Origin of the sequence: Plantibacter sp. Leaf314 (genome assembly GCF_001423185.1) — a bacterium.
GTDB lineage: Bacteria > Actinomycetota > Actinomycetes > Actinomycetales > Microbacteriaceae > Plantibacter.
In genome coordinates this window covers 1,111,858-1,128,508 of record NZ_LMOB01000001.1, presented here as the reverse complement: position 1 = coordinate 1,128,508, position 16,651 = coordinate 1,111,858, and the positions used below count along the sequence as shown (strand labels likewise).

Here is a 16,651-nt window from a genome sequence, read left to right as displayed (position 1 = left end):
TCGTCCGGGCGGTGCCGGTCACCGCCGTTACCGAGACGCTAGGAGTTCAGCTCACGCCACCGGGTCGACGACCGCGGTTCCGACGCTCAGGCACCCTGAGCCTGGCCCTGTGGAGCGGTGTCGGCAGCGGTGGGGCGGATCAGGCCGGCGGGCCGGCGATGACGACCGGAGCCGTCGCGGCGGTCGGGGCCAGCGGCAGGATGACGCGGAACGTCGCCCCACCTCCCGGTGTCTCCGTCACGTCGACCGTGCCGCCGTGCGCGGCGACGATCGAGGCCACAATCGCCAGGCCGAGCCCACTGCCGCCGGTCTCCCGCGTGCGGGAGCTGTCCGCACGCCAGAAGCGCTGGAAGATCTTCTCGCGGATCTGCGGAGGGATGCCCTCGCCGTGATCGACGATGGCGATGCTGGCCGTGCCGGCGCGCGCGTCGGTGCCGACGGCGAGCTCGATGGGGCTGTCGTCGGGCGTGAAGCGCAGCGCGTTGCCGATCAGGTTCGTGACGACCTGGCGGATCTTGTTCTCCTCGCCGAGGACGATCGGCGGGACGGCCAACGTGAGGGGTTCCACGGCCGGCTTCGCATCGGGGGCGACGGCCTCGCCTGAGGGCTTCGGCCGGCGACGGAAACGGTTGAAGGTCGCACCGAAGATCGGGCCCGTCGCACCGGCCGGAGGAGGGGTCTCGGCGGCAGCGGACGCCTCGCCGCCCTGCTCGACGGTCAACTGGTCGAGGGACATCATCCGCTCGTCGCGGACGACCCGGACCGTGCGCCCCGGCGCCTGTGCGGTGGTGTCGAGGGCTGCGTCGCGGGCGACCGGCAGGAGGTCGACCGGAGCGACGTTCAGCGGACGCGTCTCGTCGAGACGGGCGAGCTGGAGGAGGTCCTCGACGAGCGCACCCATCCGGATGGCTTCCTTCTCGATGCGCTCCATCGCCTGGGCGACGTCCTGCGGGGTCTGCAGGGCACCCATCCGGTAGAGCTCGGCATAGCCGCGGACCGAGACGAGGGGAGTGCGGAGTTCGTGGCTGGCGTCGCCGACGAAGTTGCGCATCTGCTCGATGGTCTTCCCGCGGTCGGAGTAGGCGCGGTCGATCCGGGCGAGCATGGTGTTGAGGGAGCGGCTGAGACGCCCGACCTCGGTGTTGGGCGTCGACCCGGCCAGACGCTGACTGAAGTCGCCGTCCGCGAAGGCCGCAGCGGTGCGTTCCACCTGCCGGAGCGGTTCGAAGGTACCGGTGACCAACCACCGCGTCAGCAGGGCGCCCACCACGATGATGAGGACGCCGAGCACGAAGAAGATGGTGAGGTAGGTGGCGATCGTGTTGTCGGTGCCCTGCATGGAGATCGCGACCCACGCCGCTCCCGTCCGGAACCCGTCGAGCGTGACCGGGACGGACACCGCGTGGTAGACGATCGTGCCACTCGAGTTCGTGGTCGTGTAGACCTGGTTGCCGCTCGCCGCGACATCGTTCGCGCTGAGGTGCGCCGGGTGCTCCGGCGCGATGCTGTCGTCCCAGCCGGAGGAGGCCCGGAGTTCACCGTTCGTGTCGTAGACCGCGACGAAGAGCGTCGAGGGTGCGTCCAGCTGGAGCTGACCGTCCTCGGAGATCTCGCCGACGATCTTGCCCTTGGCCGCCGTCAACAGACTGTCGTTCGCCTGTTGGGTCAGGACCTCCTTGAGGAGGGGCGTGGTGCCCATCCCGGCGACGAGCAGACCGAACGCGAGCACGAGCACCGTCACCCCGGTGATCTTCGTCCGGAGGGAGACGCTGCTCCACCAGGTGGACAGGGAATCGGCCATCGGGTGGGGGCTACGCCTTCCCGGCCTTGAGCATGTAGCCGAATCCGCGCTTCGTCTGGATGAGCGGCTCGCTCGAGAACTGGTCGAGCTTGCGCCGCAGGTAGGAGATGTAGCTCTCGACGATGCCGGCGTCGCCGTTGAAGTCGTACTCCCAGACGTGGTCGAGGATCTGCGCCTTCGACAGGACCCGGTTGGGGTTCAGCATGAGGTACCGGAGGAGCTTGAACTCCGTCGGGCTGAGGTCGATCGGGGTGTCGCCGACGAGGACCTCGTGGGTGTCCTGGTCCATCGTCAGCTCGCCGGTGCGGATGACCGCATCCTCGTCGGCCTGCATGGTGCGGCGCAGGATGGCCTTGATGCGCGCGACGATCTCGTCGAGGCTGAACGGCTTGGTGACGTAGTCGTCGCCGCCGACGGTGAGCCCGGTGATCTTGTCCTCGGTGTCGTCCTTCGCGGTGAGGAACAGGATCGGAGCTGTGTAGCCCGCGCTGCGGAGACGCTTGGTCACGCCGAAGCCGTTCATGTCCGGGAGCATGACGTCCAGGATGATGAGGTCGGGTTCCTCCTCGAGCACCGCGGAGATGGCGGCTGCACCGTTGCCCACGGCTCGCACGGCGAATCCGGCGAAACGCAAGCTGGTGGTGAGGAGGTCGCGGATGTTCGGTTCGTCGTCGACGATGAGGATGCGGGGTCCGGTCATGACTCCATTATCTGCACGTTTCTTGAGACTTTTCTGAGAGCGAGGATCAGGCCGTCTGCAGGGCGTGTGCGTCGAGGATCGTGTAGCTGTAGCCCTGCTCAGCGAGGAAACGCTGCCGGTTCTGGGCGAACTCCTGATCGACCGTGTCGCGGGACACGAGGGTGTAGAAACTCGCCGTGAGTCCGGAGGACTTCGGGCGGAGCAGGCGTCCGAGTCGCTGCGCCTCCTCCTGGCGGGAGCCGAACGAGCCGGAGACCTGGATGGCGACCGTGGCTTCAGGGAGGTCCACCGAGAAGTTCGCGACCTTCGACACCACGAGGACCTGCTCGGTGCCGTCGCGGAACGCCTGGTAGAGCCGTTCGCGTTCGTCGACCGGGGTGGCGCCCGTCAGCTTCGGTGCTCCGAGGGTCTCGGCGAGTTCCTCGATCTGGTCGAGGTACTGACCGATGACCAGGATCTGCTCGCCGCGATGCCGCTCGACCAATTGCCGGACGACGTCGAGCTTCGCCGGCGCGGTCGCCGCGAGGCGGTACCGCTCGTCGTCGGCCGACGCGGCATAGGTGAGTCGGTCGGCCTGCGGGAGGTCGACGCGGACCTCGAAGCAGGCGGCGGGGGAGATGAAGCCCTGTGCCTCGATCTCCTTCCACGGGGCGTCGAACCGCTTGGGCCCGATGAGGGAGAACACGTCGCCCTCGCGGCCGTCCTCGCGGATGAGGGTCGCCGTGAGACCGAGCCGGCGTCGGGCCTGTAGCTCGGCGGTGAGTTTGAAGACCGGAGCCGGCAGCAGATGGACCTCGTCGTAGACCACGAGCCCCCAGTCCATGGCGTCGAGCAGCGCGAGGTGCGCGTACTCGCCCTTCCGCTTCGCCGTGAGGATCTGGTACGTCGCGATCGTGACCGGCTTGACCTCCTTCACCTGCCCGGAGTACTCGCCGATCTCCTCGGCGGTGAGGGAGGTGCGCTTCAACAGCTCGTCCCGCCACTGCCGGGCGGACACCGTGTTCGTCACGAGGATGAGCGTGTTGGTGGAGGCTGTCGCCATCGCTCCGGCACCCACGAGGGTCTTCCCCGCGCCACAGGGGAGCACCACGACACCGGAGCCGCCGGAGAAGAAGTTGTCCACCGCCTGCTGCTGATAGTCGCGCAGGTGCCAACCGTCCTCGACGAGGTCGATCTGGTGGGGGGTCCCGGCGGTGTACCCCGCGAGGTCCTCGGCAGGCCACCCGAGTTTCACCAGCTCCTGCTTGAGCGCGCCACGGGCCCAGGGCTCCACGAGGAAGGTGTCGGGGCTCGGGTGCCCGATGAGCAGCGGGGCGATGCGTTTGGCGCCCGCCACCTCCGTCAGGATCGGGAGGTCGGTCGAGCGGAGGACGAGTTCGCCGTCCTCGGAGCGTTCGATCACGAGGCGGCCGTACCGGTTGACCGTCTCCCGCATGTCGATGGTCACGGAGGCCGGGATGGAGAACTTCGAGTAGCGCTCCAGCGTCTCGATCATCTGATCCGCGTCGTGCCCGGCCGCCCTCGCGTTCCACAGACCGAGGCGCGTGATCCGGTAGGTGTGGATGTGCTCGGGCGCGCGCTCGAGCTCCGCGAACACGGAGAGATCGTGGCGGGCGTCCTCGGCGAGCGGGTGGGCGACCTCCAGCAGGACGGTGCGGTCGCTTTGGACGATCAGTGGTCCATCAGACATAACGGTCGAGTCTACCGGCGGATTCGGCGTGGAACCCCCGTGACCGCGCGTCAACCGGCGACCCGGACCTCCGTGATCATGGCCAACGGCAGGGTCCGCTCGACGTCCGCAGCCCGGTCGAGCCCTCGGAGGCGGCCTCCGGCGAGACTCACCGGCTCGATCGTGAAGGTCGACCGGCGCTCGCCGTGCTGGAGCTGGACGGTCACCGGGGTGTGGTCGCGGACGGCGACCTCCAGTTGCTTCGCCAGCCACGCGGTGCTCGTGTCGCCGAGGTCGTCGGCTCGCAGCCGGGACACGAGATCCGGCCCCGGTTCCGGGCTGGCGCTGGTCGAGGCTGTCCGGATGAGTGGCTGTCGACGGATGCGGAGCGGAGCGCCGTGGTCGTCCTCGGCCACGACCGGATAGCGGGCGTCGTGGAGCGCCCAGTAGACGGTGGCGGCGTCGCTCCGGCTGGTGAGTCGGTTGGCGTCGCTCGGACGGAGTCCGAGGGCGACGAGGCTCTGGTCGACGGACACCGCCGCGATCAGTCCGGTGTCGTCGGAGCGGACATAGCTGCTGCGCCCGGGATCGGCCGAGGCGTCCGCGGACGCTCGGATCGTGCCGACCCGGACGAGGCCGAACCGTGATTCGGCCTCGGAGACGAGGTAGCGCAACGGTTGCGGGACGCCAGTCAGCGAGATGGACTCGAGGTACTCGAGGAGGCCGGCAGCCGTGTCGCCGTCGGCGAGGGCACGGGAGACGCTCTCGGGGGTGATGCGGTATCTCGACGCCTGGGCTCGGCCTTCGGGCTCGGCGAGCGCCCTGAGGCGCACGTCGAGTTCGGCGATCGGGGGGCCGAGCGCGATGACGGTGAGGTCGTCCTGGAGCACGACTTGCGACACCTCGGCCGGCAGCGTCGACGCGAGCAGTGCCGCAGCGCCGTCCGGGTCGCCCGCGATGAGGAGTCGACCGAACCCGCTGGTCGCGCCCCCGGCGGTGATACCGAGGAGGTCGGCCGCCGCCTCGACCGCGCGGGTCGGGGTGGTGACGGCCTCTCCGGCCAGGGGATACCACCAGCTGAGCTCCTCGACGAGGTCGGTGGCGTCGCGTCCGTAGGCTGCGAGGATGCGCTCGCGGAGGGCGGCCGGGATCGCCTCCAGCCAGGCCGTGGCGAGTCGCGACCACCGCGCCGACGTCGTCGACGCGAGCCAGTCCTCGCCCCCCTGACTCAATCGGATCGCGGCGCCTGCGGCGACGGTCAGCCCGGCCTCCGATGCCACGGACAGGGCGAGTTCGATCTGTTCCGGGGTGCTCACCGCAGCGGCGGCGAGTCGCTTGAGGTCGGGCATGGACGGTGCACCTCGGCCGAGCAGGCGCGCAGGTTCCCGGTCGAGTTCGTGGAGGCTCTCGCCGATGATGCCGACGGTCCCGGCCGCCCGTTCGCTCGCCAAGGCATCGGTGTCGGTCGACGTCGGAGTCCGTGCCGGTGGGGGTGGGGCGGACACCTGCTGCAGCTGGGCTCGGGACGGCCGGCCCTCCGCCGCCCATCCCTCGAACACCGGCTCGACGGCGCGGACGGGTCGGACCGAGTCGTCTTCGTCGATCACGACCAGGACGGCGTCCTCCAGTCGCGCGACGGCGGCCTCCACCTCCGGTGCGGAGCGGTCGAGCCGTGCTGCGAGCGACCGGCGATCCGATCCGTCCGATGCCGCGGCGAGGACCGCGAGGGTGTCGCGATCGAGGAGGGCCATCCGTCGCGCGACGCTCGCATCGTCCAGCAAGGCTTCGGCGAGGTCGAAGAAATCGCCGATGCGTGCCGTGGAGGTCTTGCGGTCGGCCAGCAGACCGCGCAACGCGTCGTCCGGGAGGTCCCGGAGGCGGCGCGCGATCGCGAAGGCCTCGCCCATGGTGGTCAGCGCGTCGACGGTCCGCGCGACTCGCGGGACCGGCGCACGGCTCCCACGATGATGAGCGTGATCAGCATGAGGAACGCGATCGGGAGCCCGACGAGCGGCAGGATCGTGACGACCGGCCACGCACCGACGGCGAAATCGCCCTGCTCGAGTCCGGTGGCGGTACCGATCATGACCGCGACGAAGGCGGCGATCGAGACGGCGACGATCGTCACGACCATGAAGGCCAGGATCCGTTCGGGACGCGAGATGCTCGGCGTCTGCTCATCAGTCACGATCCCAGGATAGAGGCACGCGGCTGCTGCACCGAATAGGCTGGGGACCGAGGACCGATGGTCCTCTCGATCGTGCTTCCTGCGCGATCACCGCACGGCGCTGCATTTCTGCGCACGACACACAGCGAGGTTCCCATGCCCACCGGCAAGGTCAAGTTCTACGACGAGGAGAAGGGCTTCGGCTTCATCAGCTCCGATGACGGCCAGGAGGTCTTCCTGCACGCTTCCGCACTGCCCGCGGGCACGGCCGGCGTGAAGCCGGGGACGCGGCTCGAGTTCGGCATCGCCGACGGGAAGCGTGGCGCCCAGGCGCTCTCCGTCCGCGTCCTCGAGGCACCGCCCAGCCTCGTCAAGCTGAAGCGCAAGCCGGCCGACGACATGGCGATCATCGTCGAGGACCTCGTGAAGCTCCTCGACGGCATCGGCGGCGACCTGCGACGCGGCAAGTACCCGAACAGCGGACACAGCAAGAAGATCGCTGCCGTCCTGCGCAAGGTCGCGGACGAACTGGATGCGTGACGCGGAGGACCAGGTCTCAGGCGACGAGGTGACGGTCTCCGACGAGACGATCGGGGAGTCCGAGCGCACCGTGGCATCCGTGGAGGATGGGCCGACGGCGTCCGAGGACGACGGAACGGCGCCGCCGCCGGTGCCCGACGAGACGCTGATCGCGGCCGTCGCGTTGGCTCGCGAGGCGCTGCAGTCGATCACGCCGGCGAGCACGGTCGGCGAACCCGCCGGCCATGTCGTGGTCGACGACCACGTGGTCTCGCTGCTGTTCGCGAACACGATGCCCGGGTACCCCGGTTGGTTCTGGACGGTCACCCTGTCGCGGACGTCCGACGACGCCGAGCCGAACGTCCTCGAGACGGAGCTCATGCCTGGCGACGGCGCGTTGCTCGCGCCGCAGTGGGTCCCGTGGTCGGAGCGACTCGCGGACTACCGGGCGGCTCAGGAGGCGGCGGCCGCGGCGGCTGCCGATGAGGCGCTCGACGACGGCGATGAGGCGGACGAGTTCGACGACGAGGACGACGTCGCCCTGTCCGGAGATCCGCGCGATCGGGATCGTGACGGCATCGAACTCGAGTACGACGACGAGTCGGACGACACGGACGAGGACGACGATTCCGACGAGGACGAGTCGGACGACGACTCCGACGATGATGACGACGACGACGATTCCGACGACGACGACGATTCCGACGACGACGACGAGTCCGACGACGACGACGACGATCGCTTCGAGGACGAGTAGTCCACACCCACATCCCGACAGACGAACGGGCGGTCGACCCCAGTGGGGGCGACCGCCCGTTCGGCGTTCAGGCTGGACGGCTCAGAGCGCGCCGACGACGTGTTCGATGCTGGCGATGAGCTGCCGTACGTCCGCCGGGTCGATGGCCGTGAACGTCGCGACGCGCAGCTGGTTCCGACCGAGCTTCCGGTAGGGCTCGGTGTCGACGATGCCGTTCGCCCGGAGGGTCTTCGCGACGAGTGCAGCGTCGATGGCCTCGTCGAAGTCGATGGTGACGACGACCTGCGAACGGTGCGAGGGGTCGGTGACGAACGGGGTGGTGTACGAGGTCCGCTCCGCCCAGTCGTAGAGCGCACCGGAGGACTCCGCCGTGCGCGCCGACGCCCAGGCGAGCCCGCCGTTCCCGTTGATCCAGGAGATCTGCTCGTCGAGGAGGACGAGCGTCGACAGCGCCGGGGTGTTCAGCGTCTGCTCGAGTCGGGAGTTGTCGACCGCGTTCTTGAGGCTCAGGAACTCGGGGATGTACCGTCCGCTGGCCGCGATGCGCTCGATGCGTTCGATCGCTGCGGGGGAGCAGAGGGCGAACCAGAGTCCACCGTCGGATGCGAAGTTCTTCTGCGGTGCGAAGTAGTAGACGTCCGCCTGAGCGGCGTCGAAGTCGACGCCGCCGGCGGCGCTCGTCGCGTCGATCACGGTGAGTGCGCCCGCATCGCCGGCGACGCGGCGGACCGGTGCCATCACGCCGGTGGAGGTCTCGTTGTGCGGCCAGGCGTAGACGTCGACGCCCTCGACGGCCTCGGGGTCGACGCGGGAGCCGCCGGCGACCTCGCGGACGTCCGGCGCGGTGAGCCACGGCGCCGCAGCCGACTTGGCGAACTTGCCGCCGAACTCGCCGAAGACGAGGTTCTGGCTGCGCTGCTCGATCAATCCGAAGGCGGCCGCGTCCCAGAACGCGGTCGAGCCGCCGTTGCCGACGATGATCTCGTAGCCGTCCGGCGCGCGGAACAGTTCGGACAGGCCGGTGCGGACGCGGCCGACGAGCTGCTTGACGGGAGCCTGGCGGTGAGAGGTCCCGAGGAGGGACCGGCCCGCATCGGCCAGGGCCGCGATCTGCTCGGGGCGGATCTTCGACGGGCCGCACCCGAATCGACCGTCGGCGGGCAGCAGGGACGTGGGAATCGTGATCTCCGGCATAGGCCGATTCTAGAGGCGGAGGCCGTGCGGCGTCGTGCGACCCCGCGCGGAGACGTCCACACGGGGCGGAGTGGCTTGGCGCTGGAACGGCGTCACCGCGCACTAGGCTTACCGGGAACGTGCAATCGGGCAGGGAGGGCGTCGATGACCGATTTGATTGACACCACAGAGATGTATCTCCGCACCATCCTGGAGCTCGAGGAGGAGAACATCATCCCGCTTCGTGCGCGGATCTCCGAGCGCCTCGGGCATTCCGGGCCGACGGTGTCCCAGACGGTCGGTCGGATGGAGCGCGACGGACTCGTCGTCGTCTCAGGCGATCGCCATCTCGAGCTCACCGAGCCCGGGCGGCGCAAGGCCGTGCACGTGATGCGCAAGCACCGCCTGGCGGAGCGACTGTTGAGCGACGTCATCGGCCTCGAGTGGGAGTTCGTCCACGAAGAGGCCTGCCGCTGGGAGCACGTCATGAGCGAGCAGGTCGAGCGCAAGCTCCTCGACATGCTGAACCACCCGACGGAGTCCCCGTACGGCACGCCGATCCCCGGCCTGGACGAGTTCGGTGACAGCCCTGCGGTCGCGTTCTCGCAGGGTGTCATCAACATCGTCGGTCTCGTCGACGGACGCTCGGAGCCGGTCACGGCGACCGTGCGCCGATTGGGCGAACCCGCGCAGGTGGACCCCGAACTCCTGCTCCAGCTGAAGCAGGCCGGCGTCATGCCGGGGCGCACCGGCACCTTCGCCGCTGCCGGGGGCTACGTGCTCGTCACCATCGACGGTGTCGACGGCGGCCTCGAACTGCCGAACGAACTCGCCACCCACATCTTCGTGGAGACCCCCGCGGCGTGAGCATGAGACGTGCATGAGGATTCCCTTCATGTGCCGTGTTTCCCGTGATGGAAACGTGACTTTCCGAGGGGTAACCCGTAGGCTGTCACTCGTCCTGCAGGCCATGATCTGGCCGGAGGAAGACGACCGAGGCACCCCCTAGCCCGTCCCTCGGCCACACGAACCGACATCAATCGTCGGATGGGGCTGCGCCATGCCGATCGCCTTGCGGTGGTCAGTGTCGCTCATGCGGGGTGCCGGAGGAATCCACGTGACAGCAGCTGGTGCGAGCGGCCCCGAACAGGCCGAGACGACCCCGGACGTCCCCCTCACCCGGAAGCAACTCCGACTCCAGGAGCAGGCCGCGCAGCAGGCGGAGGCGTCCCCCGCCTCGTCCGAGCCCGCCACCACTCCCGTCGATGCCGAGCAGGCAGTGGTCGAAGAGCACCCGGAGATCGTCCTGGACGACGCACTCGTCGAGGAGACCGACGACGCGGCGGCGACCGGAGAGATCGTCCTCGACGACCGACCGCTGACGAAGCCGTCAGCTCCAGCGGTGACGGCCCAGCAGTCGTTCACCGTCTCCACCACGTCTGGCTCCCCGCTCGCGACCGTCGCACCGCTGCGCACCGGCGCCGAGCGCGTCGCGCGCAAGCCGAAGCCGAACACGGCAGTGTCCCCGGCGATCGCCGTCCGCAAGCCCAAGCCGACCGGAGCCCGCCCCGGCTCGGTCCGAGGAGTCGCCACGATGGCGTTCCTGGTGCCCGCGTTGCTCGCAACGGTCGCGCTGCCCGCGTACGCGGCGAGCAGCAGCGCCCAGACGGAGTACGGCACATCCGCGTCGGAGCAGCTCAAGACCTCCGGTGCCCAGAGTGTCGTCGCCTCCGACAAGGTCGCCGACGCACCGATCTCCCGCGACCTGTACACCGCGACCACCCCGGACGAACTGGCCGAGCGTCAGCGGAAGCTCGACGCCGCAGCCGCCGCCAGCGACGCCACCTATTCGATCACGGTCGGCGCGCGCCAGTCCGGCGACGACTACCCCTGGTTCGACCAGGCGACCGACGACGAGGGCGGCGGACTGTCGCCCCTGCGGTACTACTACCGCGAGTGCGTGGACTTCGTCGCCTGGCGCCTGAACCGCGACGCGGGCACGCCGAGCGGCAACTGGGCCTTCACCTGGGGGAACGGCCTGCCCCCGAGCAGCGCGTACGGCTGGGCGGACTCCTGGCAGTACAACAAGGGGACGAACGCCATCGCCGGTTCCGTCGCCTGGTTCAACTACAACCACGTCGCGTACGTCCAGTCGGTCAATGCCGACGGAACGGTCACCCTGGAGGAGTACAACTGGGGTTCGGCCCGCCACAGCTACAACACGCGGACCATCGCCGCGAGCGCCGTGGCGCTCTACCTCTACCCACCGGGTGTCGGCTGATCCTGAGCGCTCGACCTGGACCGCATCCTCCATCGGAGGGTGCGGTCCTTCGTCGTCCACGGACCGACCGTCGACGGATGGCGGACACCGCCCGAAGGCGACGGCGACATGGCGCGCAGAGGAAATCTCTCCGAACCCGCGGAAATCCCGGCCTCGTGGGTTAATCTGGTGCTCTGCAACTCGGAGAGGTTCAGGAGCTGATGCACGCTAGATGCCGCCAGGTGGTCGCGAACGGTCGCGACCTCTACGTGCTGCGTCATTCCAGCCAAGCGTGCCGCGGCTCCGCCGTGGGTCAAGAGGGTGCCGTCATGACGACGGTGCCCTTTTTTGTCGCCCGGAAACGACCCGATCCGATGTCGCAGTGGTTCTGCAGGTCTTGATCGTCGACCGGTCGCGGCAGCCGTCGCGGCCCTTCGGAAGGGAACGTGTATGCGCACACTGGTGTTGAACGCGGGCTACGAGCCGCTCGCGATCGTCTCGTTCAAGCGGGCGCTCGTGCTCGTCATGAGCCACAAGGCGAGCGTCGTCGAGATCGACTCCTCGCACCCCGTCGTGGCGGCGAGCGGCTCGTACGATCGGCCGTCGGTCATCCTCCTCACCAGATACGTCCGGATCCCGCACGCCCGTCGTGTGCCGGTCACCCGACGGGGCGTGCTGCGGCGCGACGGTCATCGCTGTGCGTACTGCGGGAAGGCGGCGACCACGATCGACCACGTGCAGCCGCGGTCGCGCGGAGGCGTCGACAGCTGGGAGAACCTCGTCGCCTGCTGTCTGCGGTGCAACAACGTGAAGGGTGACCGCACCCTGGCGGAGATGAACTGGAGCCTGGGTGTGTCGCCCGGGACGCCGCACGGGTCCCAGTGGATGGTGCGCGGTGTCGAGCGTTCGGAGCCCGACTGGGAGCAGTACCTGGCGCCGGCTGCTTGAGCGACCGGCTACACTCGACGGGGTCAGCCTCTGTAGCTCAATGGAAGAGCAGTTCCGTCCTAAGGAAAGGGTTGGGGGTTCGAGTCCCTCCAGGGGCACCATCAGGGCACGGCCCGCGAACGGCGACACCCTCCCGGAGCGCTGGGGTCACTCAGGCGGTCTCACGTCGGGGGGCGGCTGTCGGATAGGGCGTCGAGCACGCCGTAGGCTCGAAGCATGACGCACGACCTCAACCGCCAACTCGAACGCGACGCCATCACGCTCCGCCAGCTGCGGTCAGCGGTCGTCGTCGCGGACACGCGGACCCTGGGGGCGGCGGCCAACTTGCTCGGCGTCGCACAACCGAGTCTCGCCCAGCAGTTGCGGCGGCTCGAGGCCGCGCTCGGCGTCGAGCTCTTCAGTGTGCTCGGCGAGGAGTACCGTCCGACCCGCGAGGGGCAGCGCTTCCTGTTGAAGGCCCGCACCTTCATCGACGTGGTCGCCGACATGGACCCGGCGTCCCCCGCGCGACACATCCGGGTCGGTCGTCCACCCACGACCTGGGACGCCGTCGTGTCCGAGGCCGGACGTCGTATCGACGTGCCGGCCGTCGCCGTGGCGATCGAGCCGGTCGAACAGCTCCACCTCGTCACCACGGGGCGCCTCGACGCCACCATCGTGCGCCTGCCCATCGATCTGCCCGAGGCGCTCGCTGCCGAGGAGATCGCGGCGCTGCCGCTCGGGGTCGTCATGCGTGCCGCGCACCCGCTGTCCAAGAAGGACGCCATCGACTGGTCCGACCTCGCCGATCAGGAGCTACTGCGCCCGGAGCCCGGCAAGGACCCCGAGTACTCGGCGTGGCTGGCCGGAGCACTCGCCGCCCGCGGCTGGTACCCGCGCTCGTTGACCATCGACGCCGGCAACGACACCCTGTTCCTCGACGCGCTCCGCTTCGGCGAGCGACTCGTCGCACTCCGGCCGGTCGCGGCCATGCGCGAGGGCGACGGCCTCTGTTGGCGCCCGTTCGCCGACGCCCCCGAGCTTCGGGAGCGGTTCGCACTCGTCACCCGCCGCGAGTGATCCCGACGGGCTGACGAGCGGGTCGGGCGTCGGTGCGACGGTGGCGCCCGCCGGGCCCGGTCGGCATCCTGGCGCGTCCTTTCCCTCTGGGACCGGGCGTTCTCTGGACACAAGTCGGTCGACTTGTTCCTGCGTTCCGGCGCATTCGTCACCGACTTCCCAGCTCGGAGTCGCTACGCTGGTGTCTGAATCGGGGGATGACAGAAGCAGGATACGCACATGCCCGAACGACGACCACAGCAGCAGCGAGGTCATGAACGACGCCAGACCGTCGTCGAAGGTGCCGCGCGCATGTTCGACCGGGTCGGCTATGGACAGGCGAGCCTGTCGGACATCGCCCGCGAAGCGGGGACGACGCAGGGCTCGCTCTACTTCTACTTCCCCTCGAAGGAGGAGTTGGCGCTCGCCGTCATCAACGAGCAGAGCCAGCGCTCCATCGCTGCCCTGACCGCCCCGACCACGGCGTCGTCGCCGTTCGGTGCGCTCGTGCAGGCCTCGCGGATGATCACCGAACTGTTGCTCACCGACCCCATCGCACGGGCGGGGCTCCGCCTGTCGCTGGAGCAGGGCGTGATTCAGGCTCCCACCTCCGACTTCCACGAGCGGTGGATCGCGAACGTCGAGCAGCAGGTGCAGGCGTCGATCGAGCTGGGAGAGCTGCGCTCCTCGCTGGACCCCTCGGATCTCGCCCGGTCGTTCGTGGCGTTCTTCACGGGAACCCAGTTGATCTCGAGCATGCTGACGGGTCGGAGCGATCTGCTGAACGCCGTCGACGCCATGTGGCGCCTGCTCATCACGGCGGTCATCGTCGTGGACCGACAGCCGGAGGTGCTCGCCGTCCTGGATGCGGCCTTCGACCCGCAGGCCACCGAAGCCTGAACGCACGTTAGGGGATAGCCCTGACGCCCTCGTCGGAGCGCGACTCTAGAATCAGTAGGGTGATTAACTCACTTTGCTGATCGTCGTGTGACGACGGATGGATCACGGACGTGCGGGGGCATGTCGTCATCCATCGGCGGAGAGTTGGTTCACGTGCCGGGCTGGGCGATGTCGTGGGGGGATCGCCCAGCCGCCGGCATGATCCGCGTCAGCGCGAACGGTCGGTGAGGGCGTAGCGGTGTTCCGGCCGACCGGTCGTTCCGTACCGCAGCTGCGTCGTGAGCAGGCCCCGGCCCGCCAGGGCCGACAGGTACCGCTGGGCGGTCGCGCGGGAGACGCCCACCAGTTCCGCGACCTCGGCTGCCGAGCGCTCGCCGTCCACGGCCGACACCGCCTCGAGGACGGCCGTCTCCGTCGCGGACCGCGACCGCGTCGGTGCTGCGGTGTCCCCGGAGTGGAGGATCCTCAGAGCCCGTTCGATGGTCTCCTGGTCGGCGTTGACGGCCTCGCCGAGGACGTTCCGGAAGCGGGCGTACGCCGCGAGTCGGTCCTGCAACAGTTGCGGGGCGAACGGCTTCACGAGGTATCCCAGCGCTCCGGATCGCAATGCCCTCCGGATCGATGCGCCGTCCGATGCGGCCGAGACGACGATGGTGTCGACCGGGAGGTCGACGAGGAGGTCGAGGCCGTTCCGGTCGGGCAGGTACCCGTCGAGCAGGACGAGGTCCGGACGCTCCGTCGCGACGGTCCGCGCGGCCTCCGCGGCGGACCCCACGGGCGGGAGGGCACGGAACCCGTCCAGTTCGTCGACGATCCGGCAGTGCAGACGGGCGACGTGGAAGTCGTCGTCGACGACGAGGACGGTGAGTTCGGTGGGCATCAGTCGTCGTTCTTCTCGGGCGAGATCGGATCCACGGTCCCCGGCAGGCGCGCGCAGAACACCGCGCCGTGGCTGCCTGGGGCGCCAGGCGATGCGAGCCACACCTCGCCGCCGCGTCGGCGCGCGATGTCCCGGGAGAGGGGGAGACCGAACCCCTGTCCGTGGATCGCGTCCGGATCCTCGACGGTGGGTTCCTCGGGTGGGCGTCGCTCGCCGATCTCGAGGGTCGGGACGATGCCGTCGCCCGAGTCCATGACGGAGCAGTGGAGCTCGGAGCCGTGGTCGAGGACCTCGACTTCGACCCAGGCCGGTCGTGCCGAACCGGCGACGGCGGCCCGGACGGCGTTGTCGAGCAGGTTCCCGAGCACGGTGGTCACGTCCTCAGGATCGCACAGCGATCCGGTGACGAGGGTCTCCGATCCGATGGTCAGGAGCACCCCGCGTTCCGCGGCCTCGACCCCCTTCGCGCCGAGGAACGCCTGCAGGTACGGTTCCGTGAGTCGATCGGCGTGCTGGACGGGGTATCGCAGTGGGCCGTGGTCGAGCACGTTCGCGAGGTACCCACGGGCCTCGTCGTCCTGACCGGTCTCGAGCAGGCCGGAGATCGCGTGCAGACGGTTCGCGAACTCGTGCCGCTGCGCGCGGAGGGCGGTGGTCATCGTCGCGACGGCGTCGAGTCGGCGGGTCAGCGCCTCGACGTCGGTGCGGTCGCGCACGACGACGACCCGGCCGAGGTCCACGCCGTCCTGCGACACCGTCCGGACGTCGATGAAGAGGACCCGGGAGCCGACGACGAGTTGGGTCGGGACCTGAGCGGGTGCGTCGTCCGCCACGAGGGCGATGAGTCGCTCGGGCAGATCGAGCTCGGCGAAGGGGCGTCCGACGGTCGCGTCGACGCCGAGCAGGCGGGCCGCCTGATCGGTGCACACCGTCACGATCCCGCGCGGGGAGACCCCGACGACCCCCTCGCCGACGCCGCCGAGCACAGCGGCCTGGTTCTGCACCAGGGCGGCGAGCTCCTCCGGGCCGAGGCCGAGGGTCAATCGCCGCAGTCGGCGCCGGATGAGCATGGACGCGACCAGGCCGATGGTCAACGCCAGGAGGGCTGCCCCCGCGACCAGCGTCGTCTCCCGCGCGACGTCGGCGAAGACCCGCTGCGGGGCGAACCCCACGCTGACCTCTCCGACGACCTCCCCGGCGCCTGCGCCGACGACGGCACCCGCGGTGTCCGTCGACTCGGCCGCGAACACGGGCACCTTGGCCCGCGCGGAAGGACCGAGGGTCCCGGTCTCCCACGACACGGACTCCCGGCCGGACAGCGCCGCTTCGGCGCTCGTGCTCACCTGGCGTCCGAGTTCGTCGGGATCGGGATGCGCCAGACGGATCCCGCGTTCGTCGGTGACGACCACGAAGAGCGCGCCGGTCCGTGCACGGACCTCGGCAGCGAGCGCCTGCAGGGTGGAGGTCCGCAGCTCGGCGGTCTCGGGCGTCCCGGGGGTGCGCGCCTCGAGGGTCACGGCCGATCGGACGTCCGGGTCGCTCGCGACGCTCTGGGCGATCGCCAAGGCCGTCGACTGGGCCTCCTGCACGAGGCGTTCGCTGCTCATCCAGGCGTAGACCCCGGTGCACACCACGACGACGGCCGTGACCACGATGAGTTGGAGGACGAGGACCTGCGCCGCGAAGCTCGAGCGTCGGGCACGCCGCCGTTCCGGCCTCGCCGCTCCATCGCCGATCATGGCTCCGATGGTACGGCGCTCGCGGTGACGGTGCCGAAGGCGACCGGATGAGCAGAACGCGCAGAAGTCGACGGAACTGGCAGATCCGCGCCGAACGCCC

At 69.6% G+C, this 16,651-nt stretch carries 15 protein-coding genes and 1 tRNA gene; 8 read left to right on the top strand and 8 right to left on the bottom strand.

The features are described from left to right. Positions 1-139: 139 nt before the first annotated feature. From ASF68_RS05250 to ASF68_RS05230, 5 genes are read right to left on the bottom strand one after another with little or no spacing between them, the layout of a single operon-like run. Positions 140-1,801 (bottom strand): HAMP domain-containing sensor histidine kinase, encoded by a 1,662-nt coding sequence (locus ASF68_RS05250; RefSeq protein ID WP_056007719.1) that lies wholly within the window; start codon positions 1,799-1,801, stop codon positions 140-142. Positions 1,802-1,811: 10 nt separating this feature from the next. Continuing rightward, a complete protein-coding gene (locus tag ASF68_RS05245) occupies positions 1,812-2,501 on the bottom strand; it encodes a response regulator transcription factor (RefSeq protein ID WP_056007716.1) in 690 nt (229 codons plus the stop codon). Positions 2,502-2,547: 46 nt separating this feature from the next. Continuing rightward, positions 2,548-4,191, bottom strand: coding sequence for a DNA repair helicase XPB (locus ASF68_RS05240; RefSeq protein WP_056007713.1), 1,644 nt, complete (start codon positions 4,189-4,191; stop codon positions 2,548-2,550). Positions 4,192-4,241: 50 nt separating this feature from the next. After that, a complete protein-coding gene (locus tag ASF68_RS05235; protein WP_056007710.1) occupies positions 4,242-6,077 on the bottom strand; it encodes a helicase-associated domain-containing protein in 1,836 nt (611 codons plus the stop codon). Between the two features lie 5 nt (positions 6,078-6,082). Next, positions 6,083-6,358, bottom strand: a complete 276-nt coding sequence (locus ASF68_RS05230) for a hypothetical protein (RefSeq protein WP_056007708.1) — start codon at positions 6,356-6,358, stop codon at positions 6,083-6,085. Positions 6,359-6,493: 135 nt separating this feature from the next. On the opposite strand from ASF68_RS05230, the gene ASF68_RS05225 reads away from it, so the two are divergent. Together ASF68_RS05225 and ASF68_RS05220 are read left to right on the top strand one after the other, a co-directional pair. Continuing rightward, positions 6,494-6,877 (top strand): cold-shock protein, encoded by a 384-nt coding sequence (locus ASF68_RS05225; protein WP_056007705.1) that lies wholly within the window; start codon positions 6,494-6,496, stop codon positions 6,875-6,877. Continuing rightward, complete coding sequence (locus ASF68_RS05220) at positions 6,870-7,613, top strand: DUF3027 domain-containing protein (protein ID WP_082498495.1); 744 nt, start codon at positions 6,870-6,872, stop codon at positions 7,611-7,613. The genes ASF68_RS05225 and ASF68_RS05220 overlap by 8 nt, the downstream gene beginning before the upstream one ends. Before the next feature lie 81 nt (positions 7,614-7,694). Here ASF68_RS05220 and serC read toward each other — a convergent pair whose 3' ends face one another. Next, a complete protein-coding gene (gene serC, locus ASF68_RS05215) occupies positions 7,695-8,807 on the bottom strand; it encodes a phosphoserine transaminase (protein ID WP_056007703.1) in 1,113 nt (370 codons plus the stop codon). Between the two features lie 144 nt (positions 8,808-8,951). Between serC and ASF68_RS05210 the strand changes: the two genes are divergently transcribed. The 6 genes from ASF68_RS05210 to ASF68_RS05185 all read left to right on the top strand — a co-directional run bounded on the left by ASF68_RS05210 (position 8,952) and on the right by ASF68_RS05185 (position 13,932). Then, positions 8,952-9,653 carry a metal-dependent transcriptional regulator gene (locus tag ASF68_RS05210; RefSeq protein ID WP_056007700.1) on the top strand — a complete coding sequence of 234 codons (702 nt, stop codon included), beginning with the start codon at positions 8,952-8,954 and terminating at the stop codon, positions 9,651-9,653. A 250-nt stretch (positions 9,654-9,903) separates the two neighbouring features. Next, entirely contained in the window at positions 9,904-11,067 is a 1,164-nt protein-coding gene (locus ASF68_RS05205; RefSeq protein ID WP_157580204.1) for a CHAP domain-containing protein, read from the top strand. Between the two features lie 429 nt (positions 11,068-11,496). After that, entirely contained in the window at positions 11,497-11,994 is a 498-nt protein-coding gene (locus ASF68_RS05200) for an HNH endonuclease (protein ID WP_056007696.1), read from the top strand. A 26-nt stretch (positions 11,995-12,020) separates the two neighbouring features. Continuing rightward, positions 12,021-12,095, top strand: a tRNA-Arg gene (locus tag ASF68_RS05195). A 115-nt stretch (positions 12,096-12,210) separates the two neighbouring features. Continuing rightward, positions 12,211-13,053, top strand: a complete 843-nt coding sequence (locus tag ASF68_RS05190) for a LysR family transcriptional regulator (protein ID WP_056007693.1) — start codon at positions 12,211-12,213, stop codon at positions 13,051-13,053. 219 nt (positions 13,054-13,272) lie between these two features. Further along, positions 13,273-13,932 carry a ScbR family autoregulator-binding transcription factor gene (locus ASF68_RS05185; RefSeq protein WP_056007689.1) on the top strand — a complete coding sequence of 220 codons (660 nt, stop codon included), beginning with the start codon at positions 13,273-13,275 and terminating at the stop codon, positions 13,930-13,932. A 208-nt stretch (positions 13,933-14,140) separates the two neighbouring features. On the opposite strand, the gene ASF68_RS05180 is transcribed toward ASF68_RS05185, so the two are convergent. After that, positions 14,141-14,812: a response regulator gene (locus tag ASF68_RS05180; RefSeq protein WP_056007686.1), complete on the bottom strand. Its 672-nt coding sequence runs from the start codon at positions 14,810-14,812 to the stop codon at positions 14,141-14,143. Continuing rightward, positions 14,812-16,551: an ATP-binding protein gene (locus ASF68_RS05175; RefSeq protein WP_056007683.1), complete on the bottom strand. Its 1,740-nt coding sequence runs from the start codon at positions 16,549-16,551 to the stop codon at positions 14,812-14,814. Before ASF68_RS05175 ends, ASF68_RS05180 begins: the two co-directional genes overlap by 1 nt. Between the last annotated feature and the right edge of the window lie 100 nt (positions 16,552-16,651).